Below are 11,543 nucleotides of genomic sequence, written 5' to 3'. Positions count from 1 at the left end.
GGCCACTGCTCCAGCAGCCCGAACAGCAGGCGACCGGGCGGTACCTCCGGCACCCGAAGATCCACCACCAGCAGCGTGATGATGATGGCCAAAACGGCGTCGCTGAACGCTGTGACACGGCTGGTGTCCGACCGGGTGCCGAGGTCGTCGGTTGGCCTGCTCACGGTCGGTGGCTACCCACCGACGCCCCCGATAACCGGCTTCTCGCAACCGGACCTATGGCACGAACATTTGCCAGGATCGAGCGACCGACAGACGCCCTGGTACGCATCACGACGACGACCATGTCCACCCGACCCCGCAGCGAGCACAAACCGCTGCCTCCCTCACAAACCCACAAACCGCAAAGCCCGCGTCTCGCCCGGCGGCCGGCGGAACGCGGCCCTCTGGGCAATGTCCAGGGTGCAGCCTGAGGCGCACCGGGACTGCGCGCTGGGGCTGTTCCGCGAGAGGGCGAGGTCTACCTCGTCCCGTCCTGGGACAAACACCTACGCGAGCACGGCGACCGACTCACCCGCGCCGATCGGAAGGCCAAGGTTCGAGCCCGGAGCAGGGCGAGCGTCTGCCGGCGGTGCGGCATCTACTCCCGGCAGCCGCGCAGGCGCGGAGCTGGCCGACGATCGGGCGGAACAGGGAACCGCAGGTCACGCCGTACCCTGGCGGTTGACCCGCCCCTCGTGGGCCGCCTTCGACCGGCCATGGTCGCGCTCGGTTCCGGCCGATCCGGTTGCCGTGCGCTCGTGCCGCTGGTCCGGCGAGTGCTCCACGGTGGCCCCCTGCCGGCCCCGCGCTCCGCTGCCCGGGTGCCGGCGCCCCCGCGCCGACTCGCCGCCGCTGTCATGCTTGTTGCGCTTGTGGCTACCCATGCCCGGTGGGTACCCGGCACCCGGGCGCCCATGCTTTCGGGCGGGACGGCTCCGGCGAAGGATGCCGAAGCGTTCAGTTTGCCGAGTTACTCGAAACGGACACGGACGGTGCGCCGGCCAATGCCGCGCTCCTCGGGCCTCGCCTAGCTGCGGACGCCAGGGATTTGGCTCGCGTCACGCCCAGACTCGGCCCGTTGCATGAAACAGCTGCCGAATGTCCTTTGACAGCTCGGACTCCAGGTCTTTGAATTCGTCAGCGCTCATCGTCTTGCGCAGGGTCGTCAATACCGCGCGAGCACCTTCAGCCGCCCGCTGGTCATCCAATCCAGCCCGCGTCCGTACCTCATTCAGGAACTCCACAAGATCGAGCCGTTCGGCGAAGTCCACTTCCTTGTGCAGATACCCTCGATACTCCTCGGGAAGTTGCGTGGCCAGGTCGCGGGCCTCACCGCCACTGATCCGTTCCGCCAGCGTCGTGAGCGTGGCTCGGATGACGTTTGCCGCCTCCGTCGGTGGGAGTCCCGCCTGCTCCCGCACCGATTCGAGGAACTCGGCGTAGTTCACCGCTTCTCCTTCCCGACCGGTTGAGGTGTGTCGCGACGTCCACGACCGGCGTCGTGCTCAACTCTGCCTTCCCAGGCACCCGTGCGGGAATCCCCTCCCGTGAGGGAGGAAAGGAAATCCATAATGCGGCGAGGCTTCGCGGACCATTTACACGAGGATCGTCTCGCGCGACGGCCGCCACCGGGGGCGGGCGCCGGTTATGGTCCGCGAGGAACCGGCCGGGCAAGGGCTCGGATGTCCTCCGGCAGCTGCGCCATCGCATCCTCAAACTCGTTGTGCCCGACCACGCGGTGCATGGTCTGCAGAACGGCCCGCACGCCACGCTCTGCGACGCCGCGCTCAACCCCCGCGCGTTCCGACACCCGTCGCAGGAACTCGTCGTAAGCGAAAACCTCCGGCTCATCCGTACCCTTGACCATGAACTGGCGTAGCTCGTACGCCACGCGGTCGGCCAGGTCCGCCGCCTCGCCGCCACTGATCCGCTCCGTGAGGGTACGCAGGGTGGCCACGGTCAGGGATTGCGCCGTGTCCGGAGCAACGTCCGCCCGTGCTGCTACTTTCTCGAAGAACTTCAGCTCAGCCATGCCCCCGCCCTTCCCGTCCCGGACAGGCCTGGCTACCCCCGGCTACCGGGCACAAACAAGCGATGGCCGCCCCTGCCGCGCGCCGCCGACGCTCACGGCACACCTCTTGCTCCTGATTCCCATACGTCCCGTGATTGCCCGCGCGTCTGACTACGCGGTGTCCCCGAAGGCGGGCGATGCTGAGAGCCGTACCTCTGCCATCCCGGTCACTTCGCGCAGAGCGCGGCGTCGACGAGGGCGGACCGGTCGGCGCCGACAGAGCCGTCCGTGACCGACCCGTTGAGCGAGGTGACCACCAGGGTCGCCGCGCGACCGTCGTCGGTGGCGCCGTTGACGGTCGAGTAACCGGGGATGTCACCGCCGTGGCCCCACGCCACCCCGCCGCAACTCAACGGGGTGCGGAAGAGACCGAGCCCGTACCCCACGCCCGATCGCGGATGCAGCGCGACGGTGGTCCGCATCTCGGCCAGCTGCGCAGGTTTGAGCAGTTTGCCGGCCAGAAGGGCCAGCAGGAACGTGTTGAGATCGGCCGGAGTGGAGACCAGCTGGCCGGCAGCCCATCCCCAGCTCGGGTCCATCCGGGTGAAGTCGAGCAGTTCGCCGGTGGCTTCATCGAGCTGGTAACCCTTGGGGTGCCTGCCGCGGATACCTTCCTCACCGACCCCGGGCGCGTAGGTGTCGCGCAGACCTATCCGCTCGATGACCCGGGTGGTGACCAGCTCGTTGAACGGCCGGCCGGTGACCCGTTGGGCGATCAGACCGGCCAGCAGGTAGTTGGTGTTGCTGTAGGCCCAGTCGCCGGCCGGCCTGCCTTCCCTGGCGTTGGCCATGTCGAGCAGGTCCCGGGGCTCGAAGTAGATGTGCTGGTACGGCGGGATGTCTCGCACGCCCTGGAACATCGCCTCGGTGTAGTCGGGCAGGCCGCTGGTGTGCTGCAGCAGTTGGCGGACCGTGATCGAATCCGCGTCCACACCGGGGCTGCGCACCAGACCCGGCAGGTACGTCTCGACCGACCCGTCGAGATCCACTGTGCCTTCGCCGGCGAGCTGGAGCACGACGACGGAGGCGAACATCTTGCTGGCGCTGCCGATGCGTACCCGGCCGTTCGTCGGCACCTTCGCGCCGGTGCGCAGGTCGCCTACCCCAGCCGTGTAGTGCTGGGTCCGGCCGCGACGGTCCCGGACGGCGGCCAGCGCCCCCGGGTGCCGATCGGTACCGACGAGCTTCTCGATGCGATGCCCGATGGCGTCGGGACGGGTCTCGGCCCAGGCGGTGCCGGCCGGGCCGGCGGCCGTGAGACCGCCCGCCGCGATCACCGCGGTCGTCGCCATGGCGGCGACCCGGCGACGCGACCGGGTGGGCCGGCGGTGTCGAGTGAGGTGAGTGGGCATGGCAGGCTGCTCCTTGACTGGGTACGGATGGCGGCCGGGCCGCCGCCCGGGCCGGGGGCGCCAGGCGTTCCGGCACGGGCGGCGGGTCGCCCCGTCAGTGGCGGTTCGGGCGAAGGGATCGGGTCCGTTGACCGGCGACGGCTACCTGCCGGCGCACAGGGCGGCGTCGAACGCGTCCAGGACCTGGAAGACGCCGTCGTTGACCGCGGCGGTCACCACGATGGTCACCGCGCGTCCATCGGAGGTGATGGCGGAACGGCTGGAGTATCCGTCGATGTCACCGCCGTGCCCCCAGGCGCGACCGCCGCAGGAGAGGTCGTACCCGGTGACGCCGAGACCGTAGTGCCACACCAGGTCCGGGAAGGCCTCGCCACCGGGTAGGAAGACCTTGCTGTCGCGCATCTCGGCCAGGGTCGCCGGCGAGATCAGCTTCCCGTTCTGCAGCGCCACCAGGAACTTGTTGAGGTCACTCGGGGTGGAGATCATCTGTCCGGCCGCCCAGGCGATGGAGGGGTCCACCTGGGTGGTGTCGACCCACTTCATCGTCTCCGGGTCCGGCAGGTAGCCCTTCGCGTACGGCTGGCGGATGGTCTTGTCACCGACGCTCGGCCAGTACGTCTCGTGCAGCCCGGCCGGCTTCAGGATCTTGTTGGTTATCACCTCGCTGATCGGCCGCCCGGTGACCTTCTGCACCAGCAGACCGGCCACGATGTAGTTGGCGTTGCGGTACTGCACCTGCCCGCCGGGGGCCGGGGCGTGCGCCTCGTGGGCGAACGCCGAGTCGAGCATGTCGCGCGGCTCGTAGTACCTCTCGCCCCACACGGAGACGTCCGGCAGGTCATACTCGGGCAGGCCGCTGGTCATGCTCAGCAGGTGCCGGACCGTGATGGTGTGTCCGTCGAATCCCTTGCCACGGACCAGCCCCGGCAGGTACGTCTCGATCGGCTCGTCCAGCCGCACCTTGCCCTCCTCGACGAGCTGCAGGACGGCGACAGAGGTGTACATCTTGGTGTTGCTCGCCATCCGCACGTACCCGTCGGTGGGCACCTTCGCCTTGGTACGCGGGTCGTTGACGCCGGCGGTGTAGTTGGTGACGCGGCCCTTGCTGTCCCGTACCGAGACCAGCGCCCCGGGGGCGACCCCGGCCTTGACCAGCGCGTCCAGGCTGGTCTGGATGGTGTCCTTCTTCGGGCGGTGGGCCTGCGCGGCGTCGGCGTACTGGATGCCGATGCCGGCGAACCCGACCAGCGCCACGAGCGCCAGCGCGGCGGCACTGCGGCGACCGGCCCTGAACCGCTTGCGCGGCGTCACGGTGGCGTTGCCAGTAGCGGTGGCGGTGCTGTCGCCCCAGCCGGACTCGTCGGTGCGTTGCGGTGACACGGAACCTCCTGGTGAGTGTTCGGACCGGGCAACCTGTGCGCCGGTCCACGGAGCCGACGACGATTCGTCGGAGCCTGCGGTGGACTGCCTGGCGGTCACTCCTTGACGCCGATGCTGTGCACCGGCGGCGTACGAAGGAGCGCGCTGATGGGGGCGACGGTGGTGACCAGCGCGAGCAGGGTGGTACCGCCGATGATCGAGATCCAGCCGAGCGGCGGGACGTACGGGATCAGATGCCCGGTCATCGTCCGGACCACCGAGACCAACGTGACGGCGGCGATGGCGCCACCGATGAGCAGCGACGTGCCGAGCAGGCCGGCCTGTTCGGCGTGCACCATCCGCTTGACCTGACGGGTCGTGACGCCGACCAGGCGCAGCAGGGCCAGCTCGCGGCCCCGGGCCAGCGCCGCCATGATCATGGTGTTGGCGGCGGCGAGGGCGGCGTAGCCGACCATGACGCCGATGAGCAGCTTGTTCAGCCAGGCGCTGAGCGCCAGGTCGGTGGCGAGCTGGGCGCCGATGATCCCGGTGTCGATCAGGCCGCTGCCCGGGTACCGCTCGACCAGGCCGGCGAGCCCGGCGACGGCCTCGGCGTCGCCCGGTTCGGTGCTGATCAGGACCTGGTCGTCGAGGTTGGTCGGGGTGTGGCCGTCGGCCGTCCCCCGGTGGAGAGTCACGTCCCCGAAGGCGAGCCCGCGTTCGTAGACGGCGACCAGCCGCAACGACACCGGGGTGCCGTCACCGAGCCAGAACTCGACCTGGTCGCCGAGATCCGCCCCCTGTGTGGACGCCTGCAGGCTCGACATTGCCACGGCGTCGCCACGCAGGTCAGCGAGGCTGCCCTCGGTGACCGACAGGTCCAGGGCCCGGTCGGCCCCGTCGGGGTCGATCACCTGAGCGGCGACGGGTTCGACGCCCCCCATCACCGGGACGATCACCGAGGTACGCCGGATTCCGGTGGCGGCGACGACGCCGGGCACCTGGCGGGCGTCCGCCACGGCGGTAGCCGGCAGCCCGACCGCCGACACCAGCGCGTGCTGGGCCAGCATTCCGTCGCGGGTCTGGGCGATGCTTTCCCGCTCCAGGTTGTCCTGCAGGAACCAGATCGAACCACCGAAGCCGACCGACAGCACCAGCGCGGTCAGTACGGTCGCCATGCCCCGAGCGTTCGCCCGCAGGTTGGCCGCCGCCAGGTATCCACTGTCGCCCCACACGGCACGCAGCACCGGGCCGAGTGCCTGCGCGGCGTACCGGTTGATCCACGGCGCGAGCAGCGCGGCGGAGAGCACGAAGACGAACAGCATGCCCAGCGCCGCGCCGAGGGCCGCTTCGCCACGGAGTGCCGTACCGAACATGGTCAGCGTGACCCCGCCGCCGAGCGCGATCAGACCGGCGACGAGCCGGACGCGGCTGCTGCGGGCCGGCTCCACGGCGACCTCGCCGAGCGCCTCGGTCGGGCGGATCTTCACCGTACGGCGGGCCGCGATCAGCCCCGCCGTCACCGCCACCAGCACCGTCGCCGCGCTGACCGCCACTGCGGAGAGCACCCCGCCGGCGAGCGGGAAGCCGTCGGGGATGAAGCCTCTGGTCATGAGCTGTCCGTGCACCCAGTCGGTCACCCACAGCCCGGCAGGGACGCCGAGCACGGCCGAGACGATGCTCAACTGCGCGACCTCGGCGACGATCATCAGCCGTACCTGTCCCGGGGTCGCCGCGACGGCACGCAACAGGGCCAGGTCGCGGCGGCGGTGGCGGACCGCCAGGCCGATCGTTCCGGCGACGACGAACATCACGAGCCCGGCGACGTAGCCGCCGAAGACGGCACCGAGCTGGATCAGCATGGTGGCCGCCGCGAGTGCCTCGGACTGCTCGAGCTTTCCGCGTTCGTCGCCGGTGTGGACGGTCACGCCGGATTCGGCGGCCAGCCGGCCGACCTCGTCCGTCACGGCGGCGGAGTCCGCGCCCGGGGCCAGGACGATCCCGATCAGTCCGGCCCGGTCCGGGCTGCCACTGAGCGCTGCGGCGTGGTCGTCGGTGAAGAACATCGCGGCCGGGGTGTCACCGGCGGCGGTACGGTCCACGATGCCGCTGACCCGGTACTGGCGCTCCGATCCGGCGGCGAGGACCGGGATCTGGTCGCCGGGCCGCAGCTGGGCACCGGCCGCCGTGGCGAGCCGGGTGTCGATGGCGACCTCGTCGGTGGTGGCCGGCCGGTTGCCGTCGACGATCCGGTACGGGGTGAGCGCGGCGCTGCTCCAACCGTGCGCGACCGCTTCCTGTGCCGTGTCCTGGATCGGTACGACCGCCTGAATCGAGCGGTCGGCGGCGGCGACCGCCACGCCGGGCAGTTGCCCGATGCGGTCGGCCAGGTCGACCGGCACGCTTCCACCGGTGGGCAGGTCCACGGTGACCGTGGCCGTCTCACCGAACTCGGTGGTCTCGATGGTCATGTCGCGATCCGCGACCAGGATGTCGGCGGCGGCGTACCGCTGCGGTGCGGGTGTGAACCGCATCCCGGACTCGACAAGCACGCCCATCGACATGAGGATCATGACGCCGCAGGTGAGCGCGACGAGGGTGGCGACCGCGCTGCCGATGCGGTGGCGCAGCATCCGGAGGGCGAGCATCAGCATGGCTCAGCTCTCCTGGGTGACGAGCTGGCGGCGGCCGAGCCACGCCAACTGCTCGGCGATCTGCTCCGCACCCGGCTGGGGCATGTCCCGCACGATCCGGCCGTCGGCCAGGACCATCACCCGGTCGGCGTACGAGGCCGCCACCGGATCGTGGGTCACCATGATCACCGTCTGCTGCGACTCGTCCACCACCGACCGCAGCAGGGCCAGCACGTCAGCGGCGGTCTGCGTGTCCAGCGCGCCGGTCGGCTCGTCACAGAAGATCACCTCGGGGCGCATCGCCAGTGCCCGGGCGATCGCCACCCGCTGCTGCTGCCCGCCGGACAACTCGGCCGGGCGATGGTGCAGCCGGTCGCCGAGCCCGACCCGGTCCACCACCTGGCGCAGCCAGGTCGCGTCGGGGCGTGCCCCGGACAGCCGCAGCGGCAGATGGATGTTCTCCTCGACGTTCAGCGCGCCGATCAGGTTGAACGCCTGGAAGACGAAGCCGATCCGGCTGCGCCGCAGCTTGGTCAGCTTCGTCTCCGACAGCCGCGACAGCTCCTGGTCACCGATCCACACCTGCCCGGAGGAGGGCCGGTCCAGGCCGGCCGCGGTCTGCAACAGGGTGCTCTTGCCGGAACCGGACGGCCCCATCACCGCAGTGAACGTGCCCCGGTGGAACTCCGCGTCGACGCCGGCGAGCGCGGTGACCGCCTGCGGTCCGGAACCATAGGTACGGGCGAGCTGTATCACGCGGACCGCCGGGTCGGCGGGGGGTCCAACGCGGACGGACATCTGGACCAACCTCTCCATGTCGTCAGTGGACGATGACATGGAGAACGCTATGGTCAGACGGGTTGTCGGACGATCTAGCGTACTGGCCAACCGGGGTACAGCAGGCTGTACCAATCGCGCGGGGCTGGCCTCACCGACTGCGGCGCTGGGCGTCCTCGAGGTAGCGCAGCACCGCCGTCACCCGCCGGTCGGCGCGGTCGTCCGGGGCGAGACCGAGCTTGGCGAAGATGCTGCGGATGTGCTTGTGCACGGCGCCGTCGGTGACGAACAGCCGCTGCGCGATCGCCCCGTTGCCAAGCCCCTCGGCCATCAGGGCGAGCACGTCACGTTCCCGGGCGCTGAGCCGACTCAGGGTGCTGTCGGGACGGCTGCGGGCGAACAGCTGCCCGACCACCTCCGGGTCGATCGCCGTACCGCCGTCGGCGACCCGGTGCAGCGCGGCGAGGAACTCCTCGACCCGGCCGACCCGCTCCTTGAGCAGGTAGCCGAGCCGGACCGCGCCGCCGGCGAGCAGGTCGGTGGCGAACGCCTGCTCGACGTACGCCGACAGGACCAGCACCGCGAGGTCGGGTCGACGACGCCGGGCCTCGACGGCGGCCACGATGCCCTCGTCGGTGTGGGTGGGCGGCATCCGGACGTCGACGATCGCGACGTCCGGCCGGAACTCGTCCACGGCGGCCAGGAAGGTCGTCGGTGAGTCGGTGGTGGCGACCACGTCGAGCCCCTCGGCCCGCAGCAGCAGCGACAGACCCTCCCGCAGCAGAGCGTCGTCCTCGGCGATCACGATCCGCACGGCAGCTCCACGAGTAGTGTCGTCGGCCCACCAGGTGGGCTGGTCAGAGTGAAGCGGCCGTCGTGGGCTTCCACCCGCCGCCGGATGCCGCCGATGCCCGAGCCGCGGCCCTCGTCGGCACCGCCCCGGCCGTCGTCGACGACCGACACGTGCAGCCGGTCGGCGTGGCGTCGCACCGTGACCGACGCCGAGGCGGCACCGCTGTGCCGGGCGACGTTGGTCAGCGCCTCCGCGACCACGAAGTACGCCGTCGCCTCGACCGACGCGGCGCATCGGCCGGGGACGTCGACCCGCACCGTGCACGGCAACCCGCAGCCGGCGGCCAGACCGTCGAGCGCGGCGGCGAGCCCACGGTCGTCGAGCACCGGGGGCAGAATCCCGCGTACGACGCTGCGAAGCTCCGCCAGCGCCAGTTCGGCCGAGTCGTGCGCGCGGTCCAGAATCTCCACCGCCCGCGCCGGATCCCGGAGCATCGCCCGCCGCGCCGCACCCAGCAGTACGGTGACCGCGACCAGCCGGTTCTGCGCTCCGTCGTGCAGGGACCGCTCGATGCGCCGCAGCTCGACGGCGTGCGCGTCCAGCGCGGCCGCCCGGGTCGCGGTCAGCTCGGCGATCCGCAGCGACATGTCGACGTCGCGCGGTGGGGCCAGCAACCGCCGCCCCGGCAGCGCCTGCAGCCCGGCCATCGGCGGGTTGAGCGCCACGGTCGCGGCGAGCCAGCCGACCCCGATCAGCCCCACCACCAGCGCGTCGGGCAGTCCATCGATCCGCCACACGACGATCCCCGGGCCGCCCGCCTCCGGCGGCAGCATCCAGTAGTAGAGCGGGAACAACAGGCTCTGCACGGCGGAGATGGGCAGGGACAGCCCGAGCACACCCAGCCCGAACCCGACGGTGCCGTGGATGCCCACAAACACGCACTCGCGCCGAAACCATGGGTCGCGCAGGACGTCGCGCAGGCTGGTGGGGACCGCCGGCGGCAGGGGCAGGTCGCGGTCCCATCGCGACAGTCGGGCCCGCTCCCGGTTGGCGGCGAGCCGGACCGCCTTCGCCGCCGACGGGACCATCGCCAGGCCGATGCCGACCACGCTGGCGAGCGCCACCAGGACCAGGAGCAGTACGGCCGCCAGCGCCAGGATCGACGTGCCGAGGCCGCCGACGAGGTGTTCGATGGCGTCGACAGACATTCGTAGTCGGCGTCGCAGGTATCGCCGCGCCGCCCGCCAAAGCTGCGGGCCCAGTTGTCCCGCAGCGGCCGATACGCCAGCGACGTCCCTGCGCGGCATCCCGTACCTCCCGGCAGAGACGATAGCGACGCAAGGTCGGCTCCGACGTGCCACGGCCCAGAAAGTACAGCCTGCTGTACCAGTCCTGTGGGTGCCGGAAATCTCGTCCGGCAAACTCGTCGAACGGCACGAACCCAGCCAGAGGCCCGCGCCCTAGGAATGCCCAACATCCACCTTGAGTGTTGCAGCTGACGCATGGGTCAGGGTTTACGGTCGCGCTCCACCGACCGAGCAAGGAGCGTTACGTGCCTCCACTGCCTTCCGTCCATCGTCAGGTTCAGTTGCTCACGACTCCGGACGGCCTGCCGCGCCCGGAAGACTTCAGCATCGTTGAGGTCCCGGTGCCACCCCGCGCGCCCGACGAAGTCCTGGTCCGCAATCGTGCCTTCCTGGTCTCCGCGGCCCTGCTCCGGACCCTCATCGGCGCGGCCGCGGCGGGACTGCCCGGTCCGCGACCCGGCGATCCGTTGCCCGGCGCCGCGATCGGCGAGGTCATCGCCGCCCCCCACTCCAGCGGCCTGCGTCCGGGCGAGTTGGTCGGGCACGACCTTGGCTGGCGCGAGTACGCGGTCGTCTCGGTCGACCGGTGCCGTCGGCTCGGCGACTCGCTACCGGATCCGCTGGCCCACCTGTCGCAGGGCTGGACCGCGTACGCGGCGCTGACCCGCACCGCCGCCGTTCGTACCGGCGACACGGTGCTCATCACCGGCGCCGCCGGCGCCGTCGGTTCCCTCGCCGGCCAGATCGCCCGTCGTCTCGGCGCGGCCAGAGTCATCGGTACCACCGGCTCACCGGCAAAGGCCCGCGTCCTGACCACCGAACTCGGCTACGACGCGGTCATCGTACGCGGAGCGGAACCGATCGCCACGCAGCTCGGCAACGCCGCTCCGGGGGGCATCGACGTGGCGCTCGACACCGTCGGCGGCGAACAACTTCAGGCGGCGGTGCAAGCCGCCCGGCCCCACGCCCGCATCGTTCTGATCGGCGCGCTGTCGGCGCAACTCGCCGCCAAGGGCGCCGGCACGACCGCGATGCTGGAACTGGACCTCGTGCCCATCGTGCTCAAGCGAATCAGCTTGCGCGGGTTCAACGCCGCCGACCACCCCGACGCGCTCGCCGAATGGACGCAGCGGTTCGGCGCCTGGCTACACACCGGCGGCATCCGGTTTCCGCATTCCCGCATCCATGGAATCGACCGGGCCGCCCGAGCGTTCCAGGAGGTCGTCGAGGGACGGCATGTCGGCGCCGTCCTCGTAGAGCTCTGACAGT

Annotated in this window: 11 protein-coding genes; 1 reads left to right on the top strand and 10 read right to left on the bottom strand. The window is 70.9% G+C overall.

The genetic code is table 11. From position 1 onward, the window contains the following. The 10 genes from AB0I71_RS29580 to AB0I71_RS29535 form a co-directional block, all read right to left on the bottom strand. On the bottom strand, positions 1–164 hold a 164-nt coding region (locus tag AB0I71_RS29580), incomplete at its 3' end, for a TMEM175 family protein (protein WP_357590182.1). Between the two features lie 480 nt (positions 165–644). After that, complete coding sequence (locus tag AB0I71_RS29575) at positions 645–866, bottom strand: hypothetical protein (protein WP_357590180.1); 222 nt, start codon at positions 864–866, stop codon at positions 645–647. 174 nt (positions 867–1,040) lie between these two features. Then, positions 1,041–1,430, bottom strand: coding sequence for a DUF2267 domain-containing protein (locus AB0I71_RS29570; protein WP_357590178.1), 390 nt, complete (start codon positions 1,428–1,430; stop codon positions 1,041–1,043). A 197-nt stretch (positions 1,431–1,627) separates the two neighbouring features. Next, a complete protein-coding gene (locus tag AB0I71_RS29565; RefSeq protein WP_357590176.1) occupies positions 1,628–2,014 on the bottom strand; it encodes a DUF2267 domain-containing protein in 387 nt (128 codons plus the stop codon). A 206-nt stretch (positions 2,015–2,220) separates the two neighbouring features. Next, positions 2,221–3,405 (bottom strand): serine hydrolase domain-containing protein, encoded by a 1,185-nt coding sequence (locus AB0I71_RS29560; protein ID WP_357590174.1) that lies wholly within the window; start codon positions 3,403–3,405, stop codon positions 2,221–2,223. Between the two features lie 141 nt (positions 3,406–3,546). Beyond that, positions 3,547–4,785, bottom strand: a complete 1,239-nt coding sequence (locus tag AB0I71_RS29555) for a serine hydrolase domain-containing protein (RefSeq protein WP_357590172.1) — start codon at positions 4,783–4,785, stop codon at positions 3,547–3,549. A gap of 95 nt (positions 4,786–4,880) precedes the next feature. Then, positions 4,881–7,418: an ABC transporter permease gene (locus AB0I71_RS29550; RefSeq protein WP_357590170.1), complete on the bottom strand. Its 2,538-nt coding sequence runs from the start codon at positions 7,416–7,418 to the stop codon at positions 4,881–4,883. 3 nt (positions 7,419–7,421) lie between these two features. Continuing rightward, the gene (locus AB0I71_RS29545; RefSeq protein ID WP_357590168.1) at positions 7,422–8,195 is read right to left on the bottom strand and encodes an ABC transporter ATP-binding protein; all 774 of its coding nucleotides are present in this window, start codon (positions 8,193–8,195) and stop codon (positions 7,422–7,424) included. Positions 8,196–8,325: 130 nt separating this feature from the next. Then, positions 8,326–8,988, bottom strand: a complete 663-nt coding sequence (locus tag AB0I71_RS29540) for a response regulator transcription factor (RefSeq protein ID WP_357590166.1) — start codon at positions 8,986–8,988, stop codon at positions 8,326–8,328. After that, positions 8,976–10,175, bottom strand: a complete 1,200-nt coding sequence (locus tag AB0I71_RS29535; protein WP_357590164.1) for a sensor domain-containing protein — start codon at positions 10,173–10,175, stop codon at positions 8,976–8,978. Before AB0I71_RS29535 ends, AB0I71_RS29540 begins: the two co-directional genes overlap by 13 nt. 344 nt (positions 10,176–10,519) lie before the next feature. Here AB0I71_RS29535 and AB0I71_RS29530 point away from each other — a divergent pair, with 344 nt between their 5' ends. Further along, positions 10,520–11,539: an NADP-dependent oxidoreductase gene (locus AB0I71_RS29530; protein ID WP_357590162.1), complete on the top strand. Its 1,020-nt coding sequence runs from the start codon at positions 10,520–10,522 to the stop codon at positions 11,537–11,539. The last annotated feature ends 4 nt before the right edge of the window (positions 11,540–11,543 follow it).

It is taken from the genome of Micromonospora sp. NPDC049891, assembly GCF_040660295.1.
GTDB lineage: Bacteria > Actinomycetota > Actinomycetes > Mycobacteriales > Micromonosporaceae > Micromonospora.
This window is presented reverse-complemented; position numbering and strand designations above follow the sequence as displayed.